The sequence below is a fragment of the Verrucosispora sp. SN26_14.1 genome, from assembly GCF_004307965.1.
Classification (GTDB): Bacteria; Actinomycetota; Actinomycetes; order Mycobacteriales; family Micromonosporaceae; genus Micromonospora.
The window spans coordinates 1-20032 of sequence record NZ_SISL01000066.1 but is presented as its reverse complement, the minus strand read 5'-3'; the positions used below and the strand labels follow the sequence as shown (position 1 = coordinate 20032).

19 protein-coding genes and 1 riboswitch are annotated in these 20032 nt (G+C 71.9%); of the genes, 13 read left to right on the top strand and 6 right to left on the bottom strand.

Going from position 1 to position 20032, the window contains the following annotated elements:
- Positions 1–397: 397 nt before the first annotated feature.
- Entirely contained in the window at positions 398–1597 is a 1200-nt protein-coding gene (locus EYA84_RS09440) for an ROK family transcriptional regulator (RefSeq protein ID WP_131052663.1), read from the bottom strand.
- Between the two features lie 214 nt (positions 1598–1811).
- On the opposite strand from EYA84_RS09440, the gene EYA84_RS09435 reads away from it, so the two are divergent.
- From EYA84_RS09435 to EYA84_RS09420, 4 genes are all read left to right on the top strand, one after another.
- Positions 1812–3107, top strand: a complete 1296-nt coding sequence (locus tag EYA84_RS09435; RefSeq protein WP_131052662.1) for a sugar ABC transporter substrate-binding protein — start codon at positions 1812–1814, stop codon at positions 3105–3107.
- 66 nt (positions 3108–3173) lie between these two features.
- Positions 3174–4148 (top strand): carbohydrate ABC transporter permease, encoded by a 975-nt coding sequence (locus EYA84_RS09430; protein WP_131052661.1) that lies wholly within the window; start codon positions 3174–3176, stop codon positions 4146–4148.
- Positions 4141–4980, top strand: a complete 840-nt coding sequence (locus EYA84_RS09425; RefSeq protein WP_131052660.1) for a carbohydrate ABC transporter permease — start codon at positions 4141–4143, stop codon at positions 4978–4980. The genes EYA84_RS09430 and EYA84_RS09425 overlap by 8 nt, the downstream gene beginning before the upstream one ends.
- Positions 4981–5015: 35 nt before the next feature.
- Positions 5016–6392, top strand: coding sequence for a GH1 family beta-glucosidase (locus tag EYA84_RS09420; RefSeq protein ID WP_131052659.1), 1377 nt, complete (start codon positions 5016–5018; stop codon positions 6390–6392).
- Between the two features lie 70 nt (positions 6393–6462).
- On the opposite strand, the gene EYA84_RS09415 is transcribed toward EYA84_RS09420, so the two are convergent.
- Complete coding sequence (locus EYA84_RS09415) at positions 6463–7407, bottom strand: SDR family oxidoreductase (protein ID WP_131052658.1); 945 nt, start codon at positions 7405–7407, stop codon at positions 6463–6465.
- Positions 7408–7585: 178 nt separating this feature from the next.
- Between EYA84_RS09415 and EYA84_RS09410 the strand changes: the two genes are divergently transcribed.
- Positions 7586–8428, top strand: a complete 843-nt coding sequence (locus EYA84_RS09410; protein ID WP_131052657.1) for a helix-turn-helix transcriptional regulator — start codon at positions 7586–7588, stop codon at positions 8426–8428.
- A 19-nt stretch (positions 8429–8447) separates the two neighbouring features.
- Here EYA84_RS09410 and EYA84_RS09405 read toward each other — a convergent pair whose 3' ends face one another.
- The 3 genes from EYA84_RS09405 to EYA84_RS09395 all read right to left on the bottom strand — a co-directional run bounded on the left by EYA84_RS09405 (position 8448) and on the right by EYA84_RS09395 (position 11488).
- A complete protein-coding gene (locus tag EYA84_RS09405; protein WP_131052656.1) occupies positions 8448–10034 on the bottom strand; it encodes a hypothetical protein in 1587 nt (528 codons plus the stop codon).
- 145 nt (positions 10035–10179) lie between these two features.
- Positions 10180–10920: a hypothetical protein gene (locus EYA84_RS09400; RefSeq protein ID WP_131052655.1), complete on the bottom strand. Its 741-nt coding sequence runs from the start codon at positions 10918–10920 to the stop codon at positions 10180–10182.
- The gene (locus EYA84_RS09395; RefSeq protein WP_236145681.1) at positions 10913–11488 is read right to left on the bottom strand and encodes an RNA polymerase sigma factor; all 576 of its coding nucleotides are present in this window, start codon (positions 11486–11488) and stop codon (positions 10913–10915) included. Before EYA84_RS09395 ends, EYA84_RS09400 begins: the two co-directional genes overlap by 8 nt.
- Positions 11489–11567: 79 nt before the next feature.
- Between EYA84_RS09395 and EYA84_RS09390 the strand changes: the two genes are divergently transcribed.
- On the top strand, positions 11568–12818 hold the full coding sequence (locus EYA84_RS09390) for a YncE family protein (protein WP_236145680.1): 1251 nt from the start codon (positions 11568–11570) through the stop codon (positions 12816–12818).
- Positions 12819–13006: 188 nt separating this feature from the next.
- Positions 13007–13426: a roadblock/LC7 domain-containing protein gene (locus tag EYA84_RS09385; RefSeq protein WP_131052654.1), complete on the top strand. Its 420-nt coding sequence runs from the start codon at positions 13007–13009 to the stop codon at positions 13424–13426.
- Between the two features lie 4 nt (positions 13427–13430).
- Here the strand turns inward: EYA84_RS09385 and EYA84_RS09380 are convergent, their stop codons facing one another.
- Complete coding sequence (locus EYA84_RS09380; protein WP_131052653.1) at positions 13431–13835, bottom strand: DUF2267 domain-containing protein; 405 nt, start codon at positions 13833–13835, stop codon at positions 13431–13433.
- A 94-nt stretch (positions 13836–13929) separates the two neighbouring features.
- Positions 13930–14135: riboswitch (cobalamin riboswitch) on the top strand.
- A gap of 29 nt (positions 14136–14164) precedes the next feature.
- Between EYA84_RS09380 and EYA84_RS09375 the strand changes: the two genes are divergently transcribed.
- From EYA84_RS09375 to EYA84_RS09350, 6 genes are all read left to right on the top strand, one after another.
- Positions 14165–14857 carry an energy-coupling factor ABC transporter permease gene (locus tag EYA84_RS09375; RefSeq protein WP_131052652.1) on the top strand — a complete coding sequence of 231 codons (693 nt, stop codon included), beginning with the start codon at positions 14165–14167 and terminating at the stop codon, positions 14855–14857.
- The gene (locus tag EYA84_RS09370) at positions 14854–15183 is read left to right on the top strand and encodes an energy-coupling factor ABC transporter substrate-binding protein (protein ID WP_131052651.1); all 330 of its coding nucleotides are present in this window, start codon (positions 14854–14856) and stop codon (positions 15181–15183) included. The genes EYA84_RS09375 and EYA84_RS09370 overlap by 4 nt, the downstream gene beginning before the upstream one ends.
- Positions 15183–15926: a cobalt ECF transporter T component CbiQ gene (gene cbiQ, locus EYA84_RS09365; protein ID WP_131052650.1), complete on the top strand. Its 744-nt coding sequence runs from the start codon at positions 15183–15185 to the stop codon at positions 15924–15926. Before EYA84_RS09370 ends, cbiQ begins: the two co-directional genes overlap by 1 nt.
- The gene (locus EYA84_RS09360; RefSeq protein ID WP_131052649.1) at positions 15923–16789 is read left to right on the top strand and encodes an energy-coupling factor ABC transporter ATP-binding protein; all 867 of its coding nucleotides are present in this window, start codon (positions 15923–15925) and stop codon (positions 16787–16789) included. The genes cbiQ and EYA84_RS09360 overlap by 4 nt, the downstream gene beginning before the upstream one ends.
- A 31-nt stretch (positions 16790–16820) precedes the next feature.
- Positions 16821–18920: an alpha-glucuronidase gene (locus EYA84_RS09355; protein WP_131052648.1), complete on the top strand. Its 2100-nt coding sequence runs from the start codon at positions 16821–16823 to the stop codon at positions 18918–18920.
- Positions 18921–19057: 137 nt separating this feature from the next.
- Positions 19058–19867, top strand: a complete 810-nt coding sequence (locus tag EYA84_RS09350; RefSeq protein WP_236145679.1) for a hypothetical protein — start codon at positions 19058–19060, stop codon at positions 19865–19867.
- Positions 19868–20032: the final 165 nt, after the last annotated feature.

Sequence of the window (20032 nt, the reverse complement as noted above, 5' to 3'; positions counted from 1 at the left end):
GAGCCCGGGCCCGCGCCGACGGTCTGGACGAGGGCGGCGACCAGGGTCACCGCCAGCCCGGCGAGCAGGCGCCGGGTGGTGGGTCGTCGGCGGAGGTGCGGTGGCGGTGCGTGGGGTGCGCGTGCGGTCATGACGTCGCCTGTCGGTCGTGGGGTGCGGACGTCGGGCGCGACGGGGTGCGGGACGGGACGGGCTGGTGGTGAGGCCGGGTGTGAGGAGGGGACCCCGCTACTACCGCAGGCGTTGGCAGGGGCCTTTCCTCGCACCGAGGGTGGTGCCGCCGGGAGGGCACCGTGGACGCCGGGGCGTCTGCCGCAGAGTGTTGCGGTGGCGACACGGCGGCGTCAAGACATCGATCTATAACTTCGTTATTTATCCCGAAGGTTCGCTTTGTCGTTCAGCGACGGACGCCGCCGGTGGCGAGCAGCCGGGCGATCGGCAGGGTGGCCGCACCGAGCGCCACCGCGTCCACGCCGAGTTCGCCCAGCTCGATCGAGACCTGGGCGTACGGCAGGCGCAGCGCCTGGCGACCGGCGGCGGCCCGGACGGCGGGCAGCAGCTCGGCCAACGCCATGATGGCCCAGCCGCCCAGCACCACCCGCTCGGGGTTGAACAGGTTGATCAGGTTGGCGACCCCGGCGCCCAGGTAGTCGGCCGTCTCGTCGAGCACCCGGCGGGCGGTCGACGACGTCTCGGCCGCCGCCACCAGCGCGGCGATCTGCGACTCCTCGTCGGCTCCGGGCACCGCCCGGCCGCGCCGGGCCTCGCGATAGCGGTCGATGATCGCCTCGGCCCCGACGTACGCCTCAAGGCAGCCCCGGGCGCCGCAGCGGCAGGGGCGTCCGCCGTACACGAGGGTGGTGTGCCCCCACTCGCCGGCGCTGCTGGACGCGCCCCGGTAGGTGACGCCGTTGGTCACCACGGACGCGCCGACACCGGAGCCGACCAGGGCGAACACCGCGTGCCGGGCGCCCCGGCCGGCACCGAACCACATCTCGGCCTGGCCGAGGGTCTTGGCGCCGTTGTCGATGTGCAGCGGCAGGTCGGTGCCCTCGGCGATCAGGCGTTCCAGCGGCACGTGGTCCCAGCCGAGGGTCTGCGCGTCCACCACGGCCCGGTCGCCCTGCTCGACCACCCCGGAGACGCCGATGCCGACGCCGAGGACCTCGTCGTGGCGTGCGTCGGCCTCGGCGAGCACCCGGTCGATGCCGGTCAGCACGTGCCCGGCCACCGTGGCCGGCTCGGTGCCGCCGTCCTCCAACGGGTACTCGGCGCTGGCCAGCAGGATCATCGCCAGGTCGAACAGCTCGACCCGGACCCGGGTCTCGCCGACGTCCACCCCGACGACCACGGCGTGCCGGGGCGCGATCCGCAGCATCATGCTCGGTCGGCCACCGTCGGACTCGGCGGCACCGGCCTCCATCACCAGGCCCTCGTCGATCAGGTCGCCGACGACGTTGCTCACCGCCGGCTGGCTCAGGCCGGTGCTGCGGACGAGATCCTGCCGGGTCAGCGGGCCGTCGAGGAAGATCCGGGACAGCAGGGCCGACCGGTTGCGCACCCGGACGCTGCGGTTCGTCGCCCGCGCCAGCTCCACGTGTCACCTCATCCTGATCGGCCCGCCCCGGGGCGACTGTACGGCCCGTGCTTGACGGCCCCCCGCCGAGCCATTTTAATGACGACATTAATTAAGCCGTGATGTAACTCGGCGGGAGCCTCTCCGCCTCCACCCACCGCCCGGTCCCGCCCACCCTGCCCCGTCCTCCCGGGCCCGACCGGCGTCCCCACCACCCCCATCGAAAGGGCAGACCGTGTCGAGACGACACCTCGCGATCCTCACCGCGACCGTGCTGGCCGCCGCGTCGCTCACCGCCTGCGGCTCCGGCGACTCCTCCGGCGGGTCCGGCAAGACCCTCACCTACTGGGCCAGCAACCAGGGCGCCAGCCTGGAGGCCGACAAGGCGATCCTCCAGCCCGAGCTGGACAGGTTCACCCAGCAGACCGGCATCACGGTCAACGTCGAGGTGGTCCCCTGGTCGGACCTGCTCAACCGGCTGCTCGCCGCGGCCACCACCGGGCAGGGCCCGGACGTGGTCAACATCGGCAACACCTGGTCCGCCTCGTTGCAGGCCACCGGCGCGCTGGTCGAGTTCGACGACGCCACGCTCGACAAGATCGGCGGCAAGGACCGCTTCGTCCCCGCCGCCCTGGCCGCCGCCGGTGCCGCCGACAAGCCGCCGGCCGCCGTCCCGCTCTACAGCCTCGCCTACGCGCTGTACTACAACAAGAAGGCGTTCGCCGACGCCGGCGTCACCGCCCCGCCGACCACCTGGGAGGAGTTGACCGAGGTCGGGAAGAAGCTCACCGGCGACGGCAGGTGGGGCCTGGCCGTGGAGGGCGCCAACCCGTCGGAGAACGCCCACCACGCCTTCACCTTCGGCCAGCAGTACGGCGGCGACTGGTTCGACGCGGCCGGCAAGCCCAGCTTCGACACCCCGCAGAACGTCGCGGCCGTCAAGCGCTACGTCGACCTGATGGCCGCCGACAAGATCGTCAACCCGAGCAACGCCGAGTACGCGCAGAACCAGTCGGTCTCCGACTTCGCCAACGGCAAGGCCGCCATGCTGCTCTGGCAGGCCGCCGGAGCCAACCTGCGGTCACAGAACATGGCCCCGGACGCGTACGGGGTGGCGCCGGTGCCGTTCCCGGCCACCCCGCCGGCCGGCGGCAAGCAGGTCAACAGCATGGTCGCCGGCATCAACATCGCCGTGTTCAAGCACACCGGGAACCTCGACGGCGCACTGGACTTCGTTAAGTTCATGACCAGCGACACCGCGCAGGTGACGCTGAACAAGACGTACGGCTCGCTGCCGGCGGTCAACACCGTCGCCGCCGACCCGGCGTTCGCCGCCGACGAGCAGAAGGTCCTCGCCCAGACGCTGGCCACCAGCGCGGCCCCGCTGCCGCAGGTGCCCGAGGAGAGCACCTTCGAGACCCTGGTCGGCACCGCCATCAAGGAACTCTTCGCCGACGCGGCCAGTGGCAGGCCGGTCACCGAGGACAGCGTCCGGGAGAAGTTGACCCGGGCCCAGCAGCAGATGCGCTGACCACGGACCGCTGGCCGTGGGAGGTGCCCGCCGACCCTCCCACGGCCAGCCTGCGGAAGGACCCTGATGGCCGTCACCACCTCGCCGCCCGTCGGCACCCCCACCGAGACCGGGCCGCCCGCGCGACGACGCTCCCGCCGACCCCGCCGCTCGCTGCTGCCGTACCTCCTGCTCGCCCCGGCCATCGTGCTGGAGCTGGCGATCCACGTCGTGCCGATGCTCGTCGGCACGTGGATGAGCCTGCTGGAACTCACCCAGTTCCACATCCGCGACTGGTCCGGCGCACCCTTCGTCGGGCTGGACAACTACCGCGTCGTGCTGGACGTCGACTCCGCCGCCGGAGCCGAACTGCTGCGCTCGTTCCGGGTCACCGTCGTCTACACGGTGCTCTCCGTCGGGCTGTCCTGGGTGCTCGGCACCACCGCCGCCGTCCTGCTGCAACGCCCCTTCCGGGGCCGGGCGGTGCTGCGCGCACTGTTCCTCACCCCGTACGCGCTGCCGGTCTACACCGCCGTGATCACCTGGACCTTCCTGTTCCAGCGCGACACCGGCCTGGTCAACCACGTGCTGGTCGACCAGTTGGGGTTGGTCGACGAGCCACCGTTCTGGCTGATCGGCGACAACAGCTTCGTCGCGCTGCTGATCGTGTCGATCTGGCGGACCTGGCCCTTCGCCTTCCTCTGCATCATGGCCGGGCTGCAGAACATCCCCGACGAGCTGTACGAGGCCGCCGCCATGGACGGCGCCGGGTTCTGGCGTCGGCTGCGCTCGGTGACCCTGCCGATGCTGCGCCCGGTCAACCTGGTGCTGCTGCTGGTGCTCTTCCTCTGGACGTTCAACGACTTCAACACCCCGTACGTGCTCTTCGGCGGCTCGGCACCGGCCGAGGCCGACCTGATCTCGCTGCACATCTACCGCAGCTCCTTCCAGACCTGGGACTTCGGCACCGGCTCGGCCATGTCGGTGGTGCTGCTGCTGTTCCTGCTGCTGGTCACCGCCGGATACCTGCTGCTGACCAACCGACGGAGGAACGATGCGTGAGACCGCCGCCGAACGCTGGTCCCGCCGGATCGTGCTGACGCTGCTCGCCGGGTTCGTGCTCGTTCCGCTCTACGTGATGGTCAGCTCGGCGCTCAAACCGTTGCAGGACGTGCAGGCCGCCTTCACCTGGTGGCCCCGACGCCCGACCGTGCAGGCGTTCGTGGACATGTGGTCGACCGTCCCGCTCGGCCGGTACCTGCTCAACAGCCTGCTGGTGGCGAGCGTGGCGGCCCTCTTCTCGGTCACTGTGGCGGTCTTCGCCGCGTACGCGGTCAGCCGCTACCGGTTCCGGGGCCGCCAGATCTTCTCGGTGACCGTGCTCTCCACCCAGATGTTCCCCGGCATCCTGTTCCTGCTGCCGCTGTTCCTGATCTACGTCAACCTGGGCAACGCCACCGGCATCGCGCTCTACGCCACCCGCACCGGCCTGATCATCACGTACCTCACCTTCTCGCTGCCGTTCTCGATCTGGATGCTGGTCGGCTACTTCGACTCGATCCCGCGCGGGCTCGACGAGGCCGCCCAGGTCGACGGCGCCGGCCCGCTGCGCACCCTGTTCCAGGTGGTGCTGCCGGCGGCGGTGCCCGGCGTGGTCGCGGTGACCGTGTACGCCTTCATGACCGCCTGGGGCGAGGTGCTGTTCGCCTCGGTGCTGACCAACGAGAGCAGCCGCACCCTCGCCGTCGGCCTCCAGGGCTACTCCACCCAGTTCAACGTCTACTGGAACCAGGTGATGGCCGCCTCGCTGGTGGTCAGCGTGCCGGTGGTCGCCGGCTTCCTGGCGTTGCAGCGCTACTTCGTCGCCGGCCTCACCGCCGGTGCGGTCAAGTGAGCCCGTCCACCGTGATAACCGAGGAGAACCCGCCCGTGCCGGACCTGTCCCCGCTGCCGCCCGACTTCCTCTGGGGAGTCGCCACCTCGGCCTACCAGATCGAGGGCGCCGTCCACGCCGACGGCCGCAGACCCTCCATCTGGGACACCTTCTGCACCCGGCCGGGTGCCATCGACAACGGCGACACCGGCGAGGTCGCCTGCGACCACTACCACCGGTGGCCGCAGGACGTGTCGCTGATGCGCGAGCTCGGCGTCGAGGCGTACCGCTTCTCGGTGGCCTGGCCCCGGGTCCGACCCGACGGCGTCGGCCCGGTCAACGCCGCCGGGCTGGACTTCTACGACCGGCTGACCGACGCGCTGCTGGCCGCCGGGATCCGCCCCTTCGTCACGCTCTACCACTGGGACCTGCCGCAGGCGATGCAGGACCGGGGCGGCTGGCCGCAGCGGGACACCGCCGAGGCGTTCGCCGACTACGCCGCCGTGGTCGCGGCCCGCCTCGGCGACCGGGTCACCGACTGGTGCACCGTGAACGAGCCGCTCTGCGTCGCCTGGATCGGTCACCTCGAAGGGCGGATGGCCCCCGGCGAGCGGGACCTGGGCCGTGCCGTGCACACCGCCCACCACGTGCTGCTCGGCCACGGTCTGGCCACCACCGCGATCCGGGCGCACGCCGCCGCCCCCGCGTCGATCGGGCCGGTGCTCAACCTCAGCCCGATCGACCCGGCCAGCGACCGACCCGCCGACCTGGCCGCCGCCCGCCGACTCGACGGGCACGTCAACCGCTGGTGGCTGGATCCGCTGCACGGCCGGGGCTACCCGACCGACATGGTCGCCACCTATGGCGTGGAACCGCCGGTGCGCGGCGACGACCTCGCGATCATCGCCACCCCGACCGACTTCCTCGGCGTCAACTACTACTTCCGGCAGGTCGCCGCCGACGACCCGGACGGCCCGGCACCGTACGCCCGGCAGGTGCCGGTGCCCGACGTGCCGCACACCGCGATGGACTGGGAGGTGCATCCGGCCGGCCTGGAACGCCTGCTGGTCGAGGTCGGCCAGGAGTACGCCCCGCCCCGCATCCTGGTCACCGAGAGCGGCTCGGCCTGGCCGGACGTGGTCGCCGCCGACGGCACCGTCACCGACCCGGAACGCACCGACCACCTGGAACGGCACCTGGCGGCGTGCGCGGCGGCGGTGAACCGGGGCGCCCCGGTGACCGGCTACTTCGCCTGGTCCCTGCTGGACAACTTCGAGTGGGCGTACGGCTACGACAAGCGTTTCGGCCTGGTGCACGTCGACTACGCCACCCAGCGGCGCACGCTCAAGGCCAGCGGTGCCCGCTACGCCGACCTGATCCGCACCCACCAGCGGCGTACCGCGACGGTCGATCCCGTCGCGGTACGCGGATGACGGGCCGACGGGGCCCGGGACGCCCCGGGTGCCGCGCCGGGCGGCATCCGGGGCACCCACCGCACTCGCCTCAGTCGGTCGGGTACGACACCGACGTCAACTCCTCCGACACCCGCCAGACGCGCTGCGCCTCGGCGGCGTCACCCAACCGGGAGTAGAGCTTCTGCTCGGCCGGCGCACCTCCCAGGTTCCCGATGCCGCTCGGCCCGTAGAACCGGCCACCGGCGGCGTCGGGGGAGGTGGCGGCGTACAGGGCGGGAAGCTGCGCGGTGCGGACCGTCCCGGCGACGATGCCGAGCGCGGACATGGTCCGGATCATGCGTCGGCCCATGGTGTCCCGCTGGCGGCCCACCTCGGGACGCGCGGCGAGCAGGCTGGTCGGGGCGATCCCCGGGTGGGACAGGTTGCTGGTGATGCCCCAGCCGTGGGCCCGACTGCGGCGGTCCAGTTCGAGCCCGAACAACCCGAGCGCGATCTTGGACTGGCTGTATGCGCGCATCCCGTCGTACGAGCGCTCCCAGTTCAGGTCGTCCCAGTTGATGGCGTTGCGGTTCGCCGCGATGCTGAGCTGCGACGTCACCCGCGCCCGACCGGCGCGCAGCAGCGGCAGCAGGTGACCCACGAGCGCGACATGCCCCAGATGGTTGGTGCCGAACTGCAGCTCGAATCCGTCGGTGGTGCGTTGCAACTGCGGCGGGGTCATCACACCCGCATTGTTGACCAGGAGATGGATCGGCCGACCCTCCGCACGCAGCGTCTCGCCCAGCGTGGCGACGGAGGCGAGCGAGGAGAGGTCGAGCGCCCGCAGCGACACGGTCGCCCTCGGGTGCTGACGGCGGATCGCGGCGACCGCCGCCTCGCCCTTGCCCGGATTGCGTACCGGCAGGATCACCTCGGCTCCGGCTGCGGCGAGCCGGCCGGCGATGCCGAGCCCGATGCCGTCGCTGGCGCCGGTGACGACCGCCCGCTGTCCGGACAGGTCGGGAACGCTGATGTCGATCGTCTTACCTGGCATGTTCGTACTCCTGGGATCGTGTCGGTGTCTCCACCCTCGGAGATCCCGGCGGCGTTATTCAGGGACCGTCGATCCCCGGATCGCGCGGCCGGGTCAGCGCGGCGAAGGGGGGATCGGCGGGCCGTGGCTACCGGCCGACGCGGGCGGTAGAAACGAGGCGGCACCGAAGGAGGCACCCATGGCGATCGACCGGACCGGACTGGCGCAGTTCCTGCGGCGGCATCGCGAGTCGCTGCAACCCGCCGACGTCGGCCTGCCGCGCGGGCAACGCCGCCGCACGAGCGGGCTGCGGCGCGAGGAGGTCGCGGCGCTCTGCCACATGTCGACCGACTACTACTCCCGGCTGGAACGCGAACGCGGCCCGCAACCCTCGGAGCAGATGATCGCCTCCATCGCCCAGGGCCTGCACCTCTCCCTCGACGAGCGCGACCACCTGTTCCGGCTCGCCGGGCACAACCCGCCCGCGCCCAGCGCCGCCGGCACCCACATCAGTCCGGGGCTGCTTCGCATCCTCGACCGCCTCCAGGACACGCCCGCGGAGATCGTCACCGAACTCGGCGAGACGCTCCGACAGAGCGCGCTCGGTGTCGCGCTCACCGGCGACCTGACCCGCTACCAGGGCCCGGCCCGCAGCATCGGCTACCGCTGGTTCACCGACCCGGATACCCGCGCCCGCTACGACCCCCGCGACCACCCGCACCTCACCCGGATGTTCGCCTCCGGACTACGCGAGATCGTCACGCTGCGCGGCCCCGGCTCCCGCGCCGCGTACCTGGCCGACCTGCTCCTGACGCAGAGCGACGAGTTCCGGCAGGTGTGGGAGGACCACGAGGTCGGCATCCGCCCGCACGAGGTGAAACACTTCGTCCACCCCGAGCTGGGCATGTTGGAGCTGACCTGCCAGGCGCTCGTCGACCCGGGGCAGGGCCACTCGCTGCTCGTCTACACCGCCGTCCCCGGCAGCGAGAGCTACGAGAAGCTGCAACTACTGGCCGTCATCGGCACCCAGGCGATGCACTGACCGCCCGACCGTCACCCGGTCACGGGGTGCTCGTCTGCTCCACACCGAGACCGGCCAGCACCGCGCCCCGGTAGACGACGACCGGTTCGCCGGAGCCGTCGCGCCGCGCCACCACCACGGCGTCGAGATCGCTCGGCTGCCCCCGGGGACGGGTCGGACGCAGCGAGAACAACAGATGTCCACCGTCCGGAGTGAGGATCACCCGGTCGACACGCTGGTCGTCGCCGGCGCCGGTGGACACCTCGGTCGCACCGCCGGACCCGTCGGTCACCAACACCCGGTCGGCCCGCTCCTCCCCGTCGGAGTCGACCAGCGTGTGCAGCACCGCACCGCCACCGAGGCTCGCGGTGGGCGTGGCTCCCGGCGGGGCGGTGGTCACCGTACCGTCGGGAGTGAGGGTGAGCGTCTCGCCGCCCGGCTGGAACATCACCGCCGACACCGTCGACGCGACGGCCGGCGGGGTGTCGGTCTTGCGTACCAGCACCGCCGACGCGGCGGGCGGGTTCGGCTGCGGCGTCGCGGTGGCCTCGGCGAGCCGCACCGACCAGGCGCGCGTGGGTCGCGGCGTCGGCTCGCCGCTGTCCGGCCCGAACGGCACGTCCACCACCAGGGCGGTGTCCCCGGACACGGTCGCGGTCACCGACCCCGTCATCGGCGGCAGGTCCGCCACCGGCGTGACCGCGCCCGACGAGAGATCGAGCACGGCGAGCCGTTTACTGTCGGAGCGGGTGTCCACCACCACGGCCCGACTCCCGTCCGGCGCGAAGGCGACCTCTCCGACCGGGCTGAGCAGGGTCCGCACCGCACCGTCCGGGGCGACCACACTGACCGCCCGCTGCCGGTCGACCAGGTGCAGCACCGCGAAGCCGCCCTCTGTCATCGCCCCCTGGACGGTCCCGCCGCCGAGCTCGACGGTGGGCCGGGACCGCCCGTTCGAGGTGTCCGCCACGACGAGCCGCCGGGGCCGATCCTTGCTGAGCGCCGCGAGGTAGCGGCCGTCCGCGCCGACGGCGATCGGGTACGACGGCAACGTCACGGGCGGACTCGCCGCTCCGGTCTTCAGGTCGATCCCCCCGTACCCGGTGCGCGGCCGGTCCTGCCACATCACACCACCCAGCTCGGCGGCCGTGCAGGACGCCTCCACCGACGGCTGCGCGATCGCACCCTCGCCGGTCACCGTGAGGCACCGGGATCCCGTGATCGACAGCCCGGCACCGACGCCGGTGACCTCCCGGGCGTACGTGTGCTCGGGCAACGTGACGTCCCGCAGCCGACCGCCCACGAGCAGCGCGTCCCGCCGGTCCTCCGCCAGCCCTCGCGCGACCGTCGGGAACCGGGGATCACCCAGGGCGAGGTCGACGTGCCGCCGGACCGGCGTCACCCCCGCCACGTCGTCCCCGAACCGGTCCACCGCCAGCAAGCCGACCAGGTCGCTACGTCGCTCGTCCGCCACCGGCACCATCAACACCGCCGCACCGAGCCCCCGCACCTCGGCCGGCAGGGGCGCCGACCGCACCGGCAACTCCGACTCCGCCCCGTCGGAGCAGCCGGCGACCGTCGCGAGAGCGGCCACCGCGATCAGGGCGGTCCAGCGGGTACGCGTCATCCCGCCATTCTGATCACCCCAGGCAACCGCCGCGACTCGAGGTCACCGGGCGAGGTGTGGATGTAAGGAGGGGCCCCCTGCTAACGCCTCATGCATAGCAGGGGACCCCTCCTTACATCCGGCGGCGCCGGCGCGCTGGATTCCGCTATTCGAGCGACGATGCGATCTCGACCGCCGCGATCACCGTCAGCTCGCCTTCGAGGCGGTAGGTCACTCCGCCCTGCTCCCAGATCAGCGTCGCGGCGGCGAGCCGGGCGCTCTCCTCCCGCACCACCCCGTCCCGATCCACGTACGAGATCGGGTGCGGGCCGGGAATCCACGCCGCCTGTCGTCCGCCGACCTCCGTCCACTGCGCCCCGGATCCGCCGGCCTGTTTCAAGAAGATGCCGTCGAGCCGTCCGTCGAAGGCGTCCAGCCGGATCTGACCGCCTCGGTAGAGCAGCGTCGCCACCCGGTGTCCCCCCGCGCCGTCCGGGTCGGCCACCAGCACCCGGTCGGGCGGGCCGAGCGCGGCCGGTACCCGGACCGGGAACCGCACCAGCCGGTGCACCTCGCCCAGATCGGTCAGGCGTTGCGCGGGCAGCGGCGACGGGGAAGCCGTCGGTGGCGGCGGGTCGGGTGCGGTGCTGATCGTGATGCCGGCGAAGCGCAGCAGTCCGGCCACCGCGTCGGCCAGCGCGGCCCGTCCGGGCGGCAGGGCGATCACCAGGAGGGCGGCGAGAAGCGCGGCCACCGCGTACCGCCATCGACGACGGCGTCCCTCGATGGTCCGCGAGGATCGGGCGGGGGCGGCCAGCCGGGCGCGGACCCGGGCGGTGACGTCCGGCGGCTCGGGGGTCTCCAGCCAGGCGGACAGCTCGCGCAGCTCCCGTTCGAGGTCAGCCACGGCTCAGCTCCTCGACGTCGAGCAGGCCACGCAGCTTCACCAGGGCGCGGGACGTCCGCGACTTCACCGTGCCGCGTGCCCAGCCGAGCATGGCGACCGTCTCGTCCTCGGACAGGTCGAGGAAGTAGCGGCAGACGATCACCTCGCGGTCGCGCTCCGGCAACGACCGCAGAGCCTGGACCAGGGTGGCTCGCCGTTCCCCGGCGAGTACGGCGTCGACGGCCCCGTCCTCGGCGGCCTCCGAGTACGGTGCCGCCCGGGCGGCCCGCAGCACCAGACCGGTACGCCGGTCGCGTGACCGGTGCAGGTTGCGTGTCTCGTTCGCCACGATCGCCAGCAGCCACGATCGGAACGAGGCGTCGCCGCGATAGCGGGACAGTTTCCGGTAGCCCTTCACGAACGCCTCCTGGACCATGTCCTCCGCGTCAGCTCCCGCGCCGAGCAGGATCGCCGTCCGGTACGCGGACGCGGTGTGCCGGGCGACCAGGAGTTCGTACGCCTCCAGGTCACCTGCCTGCGCGCGGGTGACGAGTTCCTCGTCGTCCAGGGGAACCTCCGGTGGGATCACTGTCCTGACACCGGTCGTGGCGTTCAGGTTCCACTCTCCGCCGACGGAACCGGAATCGGCGTGACGGTGTCATCCGGGCATGATGGCGACGAGGACGACCACCCGCCGTACCCTGTTGTCCGCGCTGGTGGGCGCGGGTGCCGCGACGCTGGTCGGGTGTGATCCGACCGGGTCACCGGTGGCAGGCGTGCCGCCGGATCCGCTGCTCGTGGACCTGGCCGACGGACTCGGCCTGCTCCGTGGTGCCGAACGGCAGGTGGTCCCGCACGCCGTCGCCACCGCCGACGGGCGGTCGGTGTACGCGAGCACGCCGGAGGGTGCCGACACCGCGTTCTGGCGGATCGAGACCGCCACCGGTGTCGCCTCCGCCCGGGTGCGGCTGCCCGGCCGCTGGGTGCCGCAGACGGTCTCCGCCGACGGCACGTGGGTGGTACTGACCACCGAGGCGGTGAGCGTCACCGCAGCGTCTCCGGCCGGGCGGGACGCCACGCCGGTGCTGATCGCCGACGCGGGTGGGGTGCGGCACCGGCTGCGACTGCCGGGCAACGTCGTCCCGGAGGCGTTCACCCACGACCACACCGGCCTCTTCGTGCTGGAGTGGCTGCCGCCGCAGACGCCGGACCGGTACCGGGTTCGGGTGGTCGACCTCGCCACCGGTGTGGCCGGCCCGTTGCAGACCCGCCTCAAGCAGGCGATCCCGGCGGGCGCGGAGGAGGAGATGCGCGGTGACGGGCGTCAGGCGGTACTCGCCCCGGACCGTCGCGTCCTGTACACGCTCTACACCCATCAGCCCGAGCATCGGCACACCCGGGACCGCATCAGTGGACGGCCGGGGAGCGACGTCCACGCTTTCGTGCACACGCTGCACCTGCACGAGCGGTGGGCCTACTGCGTGGATCTGCCGCACCCGTTCGGGGAGGGCACAGCCGACGGGCACGCCATGGCGATCGCCCCGGACGGTTCCCGGCTGTACGTCGCCGACCTGACCTCCGGGACCGTCGCCGAGATCTCCACCGAGGAACTGACGGTACGCCGTACCGCCGTCGTGCCCGGCGTGTCCGGCCCGGCGTACGCGACGGCGGACCACGATCGGCTCTTCCTCGGCGGGGCCGGTGTGCTGCGTACGGTGGATGCGGTCGGTCTGCGGGTCGTCGCCGAACGACCGGTCGACGCCCCCGTCACCGGTCTCGTCCTCGGCCCCGACGGTGGCCGTCTCTATGTGGGTGGGCCGTCGGCGGTGCGGTGGCTCGACCCGACCAGCGGTGCCGAACTGGGTCGTGTCGCCGTGCCCGGCCTGGTGGGGTTGCGGGGTCCGGTGCCGTCGTCCTGAGCGGGTGTCACCGTCGGTCAGAAGAGGGATTCCCGGTGTGACCGGGACGTCCGACCCGTCCGATTAGGGTGACCAGCGTCGTCGTACGTTAGGGGGATCAGAGAACAGGATCGGGCCACCAGTGGGCTCCTGAGGCCGCGTCTTCTCTGGTACGAACGTAGGAGTTTCGACGAGAGGACAGCGCCCTTATGACCCATGCCCTGGTCACCGCCGAGAACCTCAACGACGCGCTCGACGACATCGTGGATCGGGTGCCCGGCGCCAAGTTCGCGGTGGTGCTCTCCCCGGACGGCATCATGCTGGGGGCCTCGCGGGGCATCGACGAGGAGATCGCCGAGGAACTGTCCAGTGTGGTCTGTGGGCTCCAGGCGCTCGGTCTGGCCGCCGCCCGATTGTGCGGTGAGGGTGAGCTGCACCAGGTGGTGGTGCAGATGTCGCGGGCGTTCCTGTTCCACGCCACCACCGGCAACGGGGCGATCCTCACCGTCGGTATCGACGGCTCGGCGGAGGTGGGGGACATGGCGTACGAGGTCGCCCTCTTCTGTGCCAGGGCCGGGCACCATCTGCCGGTGTACGTGGAGCCGGCGCCCCACCTGACCGGGCGGTGACCCGCTAGCCGCGGTCGCGCTGCGCGTCGTACGACGGCGCCGGGTTGGCCACCTGCCACAGTTCGGCCGGCAGGTTCGCGATGACGTCGTCGTGGTCGGCGGGGGCGACGTCACCTCGAATGGTGTCCAGGACCGCCCGGATGCCGGCCTCGGCCAGGTCGGGATCGACGTCGGCACGGCCGCCGACGCGGTCGACGAACACGTCGAGCCCGAAGCGTTCGGCGGTCTCGCTGGGCGCGAACGTGTACGCCCGCAGCCCTTCCGGGAGTCGGTCGGCCAGGTCCCGTGCCTCGCCGCCGTCGATCCGCTCGGCGAGCGTGGTCAGGGTGGCGCGCGCGATGGCGGTCGCCTGCTCCGTCGACGCGCCGGTGCGGTGCGCCACGGAGTCGATGAACTCGTTCTCGTCCAACCGGTCGGCCCCTTCTCGCAACGGATCTGGCGTCTACCCGTGAATCGTCGTGACAAACGGCACTCTTCACCCGCGTACGGTCGCGGTGGCATCGACGAGTCTTGTGCGTCGGTGTGCGGAACGGATAACGTCGCGCCGTCGCGGTAACGGGAAGCCGGTGTGATACCGGCGCGGCCCTCGCCACTGTGACCGGGGAGTTCACTCCGACTTGTACGCCACTGGGTCCGTGGAGGACCTGGGAAGGCCGGAGTACGCGACGATCCGGGAGCCAGGAGACCGACCCCGACATGTGATCTCGTCCACGAGGTGTTGGAAGGGGAGGTCGACTCATGCACATCGCTGAGGGCTACCTACCACCGGTGCAGGCGGCGGCATGGTTCGCGGTCTCGACACCGTTCGTCATCCACGGTGCGCGCAACCTGGTCCAGCAGGTCCGCGCGAACCCCGACGCGAAGCTGTTGCTCGGCGCGGCCGGGGCGTTCACCTTCGTCCTGTCGGCGCTGAAGATCCCTTCGGTGACCGGCTCCTGTTCCCATCCGACGGGTGTGGGTCTCGGCGCGATCCTGTTCCGGGCACCGGTGATGAGTGTGCTCGGCACGATCGTGTTGCTGTTCCAGGCGCTCCTCCTGGCGCACGGCGGGTTGAGCACGCTCGGCGCGAACGTCTTCTCGATGGCCATCGTCGGCCCCTGGGTGGCCTTCGGCGTGTACGCGCTGATCCGCCGGTTCGGTGGCGGCCTCGGCATCTCGGTGTTCTTCGCCGCTGCCCTGGCCGACCTGGCGACGTACTGCGTGACCAGCGCGCAGCTCGCGCTGGCCTTCCCGGATCCGGATTCGGGCTTCGTCGGCGCGCTGGCCAAGTTCGGGTCCATCTTCGCGGTCACCCAGATCCCGCTGGCGATCAGCGAGGGGCTGCTCACGGTCCTGGTGGTCCGGCTGCTGGTCCGGGTGAGCCCGCAGGAACTCCGCCGGCTCGGCATCCTGCGCCGTCCGGCCCCGACGACCCAGGGAGCGGTGGCGTGAAGTCGTTCGGCCGGACCAACCTGTTGTTGCTGCTCGCCGTGGTGGCGTTGGCGGTGGCGCCGCTGGTGCTGGGGCTCGGCAGCGGCGAGGAGCCGTTCGCCGGTGCCGACGCCCTCGCCGAGGAGGCGATCGTCAACGACCATCCCGACTACGAGCCGTGGTTCAGTTCGATCTACGAACCGCCGTCGGGTGAGATCGAGTCGGCGTTGTTCGCGCTTCAGGCCGCCCTCGGTGCCGGGTTCCTCGGCTATTACTTCGGGGTGGCCCGGACCCGGCAGCGGCTGCGTGGCGAGCAGTCCGCGACCGGGGAGAAGACCACCGACTAGTGCTCGCGTTGGACGTGGCGGCGTACGCCAGCCCCTGGCGACGTCGCCACCCGGCGGAGAAGGCTCTGTTGGCCCTGGGGCTGTTGGGCTGCGCCCTGCTCCTGCCGCCGTGGCCGGGCGCCCTGGTGGTGGGCCTGACCGCAGCGGTGGCGTTGCTCGGGCCGGCGGCGCTTCCGCCGCGTCTGCTGGTGCGGGTGGCCCGGACGCCGTTGCTGTTCATCCTGACCGGCTCGGTGCCGATGCTGGTGGCGGTCTCCGGTCCGACACAGTTCCGGTGGGCGCCGGAGGGGCTGGTGACGGCCGCCACGACCGCCGGTCGGGCCTGCGCCGCGCTGCTCTGCCTGCTGCTGTTCGCCGCCACCACGCCGCTGGCCGACGTGCTGCCCCGGCTCCAGCGTCTCGGGGTGCCCAGCGCGGTCACCGAGGTGGCCGCGCTGATCTATCGGATGCTGTTCCTGCTGCTGGAGAGTGTGCACGCGGTGCGGCAGGCCCAGGCGGCCCGGCTGGGTTACCGGACCTGGGCCAGCACCTACCGGTCGCTGGCCGGGCAGGCCGGCGCGGTCTTCGTCCGGGCGTTCTCGCTGGCCCGGCGCTGGGAGGAGGGGTTGGCGCTGCGCGGTTACACCGGCTCGTTGGCGGTACGCACCGAGGTCCGCCAGCCGTCGGCGGCGTTCCTGGTCGTCACCGTGCTGCTGCTGGCGGCGGTGGTGCTGGCCACCCGGTTGCTGGTGGTGCTCGGGTGAGCGGCGATCCGCCGCTGTTGGAGCTGCGCGGGGTCAGTTTCGGGTACGAGGCGGAGCGTCCGGTACTGACCGGCGCCGACCTGTCGGTGCCGGCCGGGCGGCGGATGGCCGTGCTGGGGCCCAACGGCGGTGGCAAGACGACCCTGTTCCGGCTGATGGTCGGATCGCTGGCCGCCGACGCCGGCACGGTGCTGGTCGGCGGGGTGCCGCTGCGCCGGACCCGGGCGGGGCTGCTGGACGTCCGTCAGCAGGTGCAGCTGGTGCTCCAGGACCCCGACGACCAGTTGTTCGCCGCGACCGTCTTCCAGGACGTCTCGTTCGGGCCGGTCAACCTCGGTCTGGACGACGCGCAGGTGCGGCAGCGGTGTACCGAGGCGCTGGCCGCGTTGGAGATCGGCGACCTCGCCGACCGTCCCACCCACCTGCTCTCGTACGGCCAGCGTAAGCGGGTGGCGATCGCCGGGGCGGTGGCGTTGCGGCCCCGGGTGCTGATCCTGGACGAGCCGACCGCCGGACTCGACCCGTCGGGGGTGGAGGCGTTGCTGCGCACGCTCGACGCCCTGCACCGGGCCGGCACCACGCTGCTGCTCGCCACGCACGACGTGGACCTGGCGTACCGGTGGGCCGACGAACGGGTACTGGTGGCGGGTGGCCGGATCCGGCAGGGGGTGTCCGGCGCCGAGTTGGGCGGCGGAGACCTGCTCGACGGTGCCGCGTTGACTCCGGCGTGGGCACCGGTGGTGCATCGGCTGCTGGACCGCGTACCCGGCCTGGCCGGGGCCCGTCCGCGTACCCCGGGGGAGTTGGCGCGGCTCCTGGAGACTCCGGTCGGTACCGCCCGAAAGGTTCCGGAAGGACCTTGACGCATCGATCAACTTAGTTACGATCTGCGTAATGCGACGGATTTGCCCGGAGCGCGACACCGGCTCCGACCCGACCGACGTCCACCCCGCCTGGCTGCCGCCGGCCGCGTTCCGCGCCGTCGGTTCCCGGCACACCCTCGTCCACGGTGACGGCCTGCTCGTCGACACCGTGTGGCACGAGGTCCGGACCGCCTGCGCCACCCACGGCGGCACGGTCCGCCGGTCCGCCGACGGCCCACCCGCCCACCTCGTCCTCACCCTGACCGACCACCGCGCGTCCGCAGTGGACGACGACGGGACGCAGCGCGTCCTCGACGCCGCGCGGGCCGACCTGGACGCCGCCGGTGGCGGTCCGCTCGGTCCCGAGGGGTACGCGGCCGTCCGCCACGGCGAGGTCACGGTGGTGCTGGCCGACGCACCGGCGGGCCTGCTCCACGGGCTGTTCCACGTGGTCCGGCTCGGGGAGTCGGCGTTCGGCGCACCGCATCCGGCGCGGGCGTACCGGCCGGTGATGCGGCGACGGATGCTGAACCACTGGGACAACGTCGACGTGCATCCGGTGATGGGCCAGGTCGAACGCGGGTACGCCGGCGGGTCGATCCTCTGGCGTGCCGGCCGGGCACATCCGGACCGGGCGCGGGTGCGGGCGTACGCGCGGTTGCTGGCGGCGTGCGGGATCAACGCGGTGTCGGTGAACAACGTCAACGTGCACGCCACCGAGGCGCGGCTGCTCACCGACCGGCTCGACGACGTCGCCGAGATCGCCGAGGACCTGCGTCCGTACGGCATCCGGGTGCACCTGTCGGTGAACTTCGCCGCGCCGGTGATGGTCGGTGGGCTGCCCACCGCCGACCCGCTCGACGAGACGGTGCGTGCCTGGTGGGCCGGGACCACCGCCCGGGTCTACGCCCGCATCCCGGACTTCGGCGGATACCTCGTGAAGGCCGACTCGGAGGGACAGCCCGGCCCGTTCAGCTACGGCCGCGACCACGCCGACGGGGCGAACCTGCTGGCCGAGGCGCTGGCACCGTACGGGGGCGTGGTGCACTGGCGGGCCTTCGTCTACAACCACCGGCAGGACTGGCGGGACCGCTCCACCGACCGGGCCCGCGCCGCCGGTGACCACTTCGCCCCGCTCGACGGTCGCTTCCGGGACAACGTGATCGTGCAGGTCAAGCACGGTCCGCTGGACTTCCAGACCCGGGAGCCGGTGTCACCGGTGATCACGGCGATGCCGGACACCCGGTTGGCGGTGGAGTTCCAGGTGACCCAGGAGTACACCGGGCAGCAGCGGCACGTCTGCTATCTGGCGCCCTGGTGGCACGAGGTGCTGCGGTTCACGCCGTGGGGCGAGGACGGGCCGACGGTCGCCGACGTGGCAGCCGACGGGGGCGGGCTGGCCGCCGTCTCCAACGTGGGCGACGACCCGTTCTGGACCGGTCACCCACTGGCCCAGGCCAACCTGTACGCCTACGGCCGGCTCGCCTGGGACCCGCGTCTGCGCCCGGAGGACGTGCTCGACGAGTGGATCGACCTGACCTTCGATCCGGCGGCCAGCGCCGATCCCGAGCTGCTGCGGCGGACGCTGCACGGGGTCATGGACGACTCGTGGCGCACCTACGAGCGGTACACCGCCCCGCTGGGGGTGGGTTTCATGGTGCGCCCCGGGCGTCACTACGGCCCGGACGTCGACGGGTACGAGTACACGAGCTGGGGCACCTACCACTTCGCCGACCGGGACGGGGTGGGCGTGGACCGCACCCGGGCCACCGGCACCGGCTTCACCGGCCAGTACCCGCCACCCTGGTCGCAGGTGTACGAGTCGGTGGAGCAGTGCCCCGACGAGCTGCTGCTCTTCTTCCACCACGTGCGCTACGACCACGTGCTGCACAGCGGCAGCACCGTCGTGCAGCACATCTATGACACGCACTTCGCCGGGGTGGCGGAGGTGGCGGCGATGAGCGACCGCTGGGCGGCGCTGGACGGGCTGGTCGACCCGGTCGTGTACGCCCGGGTGGACGAGCGCCTGACGGAGCAGCGGCGCAGCGCCCAGGAGTGGTGCGATCAGATCAACGCGTACTTCCATCGCAAGTCCGGAGTGCCGGACACGTACGGTCGTCCGCTGTTCTGAGGCCGCGCGGACGTCGGTGGGTCGCACGGGGGTTGACCGACTCCGGTAGCGTGTCGGCGGTCTGGCTGGGGGAGGTCCCCCAGAGTTTGTCAAGGGAATGGGGCTGTCAGTTGTCACTGTCCAAGAGGGTCGCCGTCGTGGCGGTCTCCGCGCTCACGGCACTCGCGATGACCGCCTGCGGCGGCGGCGGTTCGGCGTCCGACTCGGATGCTGCGGCGCAGCCGAACGTGCTGGAGCAGCTCGCCAAGGACCTCAAGGGGTCGCTGCAGAAGACCGTGGAGAAGACCCAGTCCAGCGACTCGGTGACCATCTCGATGGAGGGCACGGCGGCCGGTGAGAAGATCACCGCCAAGGGCGTCATCGATCTGCGTGACCCGGTCAAGGTCGAGATGACGACCACCGACTCGGACGGCAAGCCGACGACGATCCGGATGATCGAGACCGCGGTCTACGTCGAGGTCCCGGAGACCGAGCGCGCCAGCATGGGCGGCAAGCGCTGGCTGAAGATCGACGTGGCTGCCGCCGGCGCGGAGGGCGGGGCGAACTTCACCAAGCAGCTCGAGGACGTCGACCCGAGCAAGCAGGTCAAGGCGCTGCTCGCCAGCGAGAACGTCAAGGTCGTGGGCGAGGAGAACGTGAACGGGGTGGACACCGTCCACTACACCGTGACCCAGACGATGGATGAGTACCTCCAGCAGGTCGACGCCGAGATGCGCAAGGGCGTCGAGCAGGAGCTGGCCAAGCAGGGCGTCAAGGAGATCACCATCGACCTCTGGGTCGACGGGCAGTACCAGCCCCGTCGGGCCAAGGTCGTCACCGGCAACCTCGGCGACATCACCGTCGACTACACCGACTACGGCAAGCCGGTGAACATCGAGACCCCGCCGGCGGCGGAGACCACCGACTTCGCCGAGATGATGAAGGGCCTCGGGGACCTGACCTCCTGACCCGCAACCACCACGACTGCCCGGTCGGTGAGCACCCCTCACCGGCCGGGCAGCGGCGTCTCCGCAGGAGAGTCCAGGTACGCGGCGAGTCGCGCCGCGCCGGTGAGCAGGTGCCGGCCGCGGACGGTGAGCCGCTCCCGCCAGCCGTGCAGCGACGCGGCGAGC

What these genes read in the sequence shown, in the direction of transcription:
- EYA84_RS09355 (WP_131052648.1), top strand. Translation starts at nt 16,821, where the DNA reads ATGCGACGGATTTGCCCGGAGCGCGACACCGGCTCCGACCCGACCGAC.
- EYA84_RS09405 (WP_131052656.1), bottom strand. Translation starts at nt 10,034, where the DNA reads ATGACGCGTACCCGCTGGACCGCCCTGATCGCGGTGGCCGCTCTCGCG.
- EYA84_RS09410 (WP_131052657.1), top strand. Translation starts at nt 7,586, where the DNA reads ATGGCGATCGACCGGACCGGACTGGCGCAGTTCCTGCGGCGGCATCGC.
- EYA84_RS09390 (WP_236145680.1), top strand. Translation starts at nt 11,568, where the DNA reads ATGATGGCGACGAGGACGACCACCCGCCGTACCCTGTTGTCCGCGCTG.
- EYA84_RS09375 (WP_131052652.1), top strand. Translation starts at nt 14,165, where the DNA reads ATGCACATCGCTGAGGGCTACCTACCACCGGTGCAGGCGGCGGCATGG.
- EYA84_RS09425 (WP_131052660.1), top strand. Translation starts at nt 4,141, where the DNA reads ATGCGTGAGACCGCCGCCGAACGCTGGTCCCGCCGGATCGTGCTGACG.
- EYA84_RS09415 (WP_131052658.1), bottom strand. Translation starts at nt 7,407, where the DNA reads ATGCCAGGTAAGACGATCGACATCAGCGTTCCCGACCTGTCCGGACAG.
- EYA84_RS09430 (WP_131052661.1), top strand. Translation starts at nt 3,174, where the DNA reads ATGGCCGTCACCACCTCGCCGCCCGTCGGCACCCCCACCGAGACCGGG.
- EYA84_RS09385 (WP_131052654.1), top strand. Translation starts at nt 13,007, where the DNA reads ATGACCCATGCCCTGGTCACCGCCGAGAACCTCAACGACGCGCTCGAC.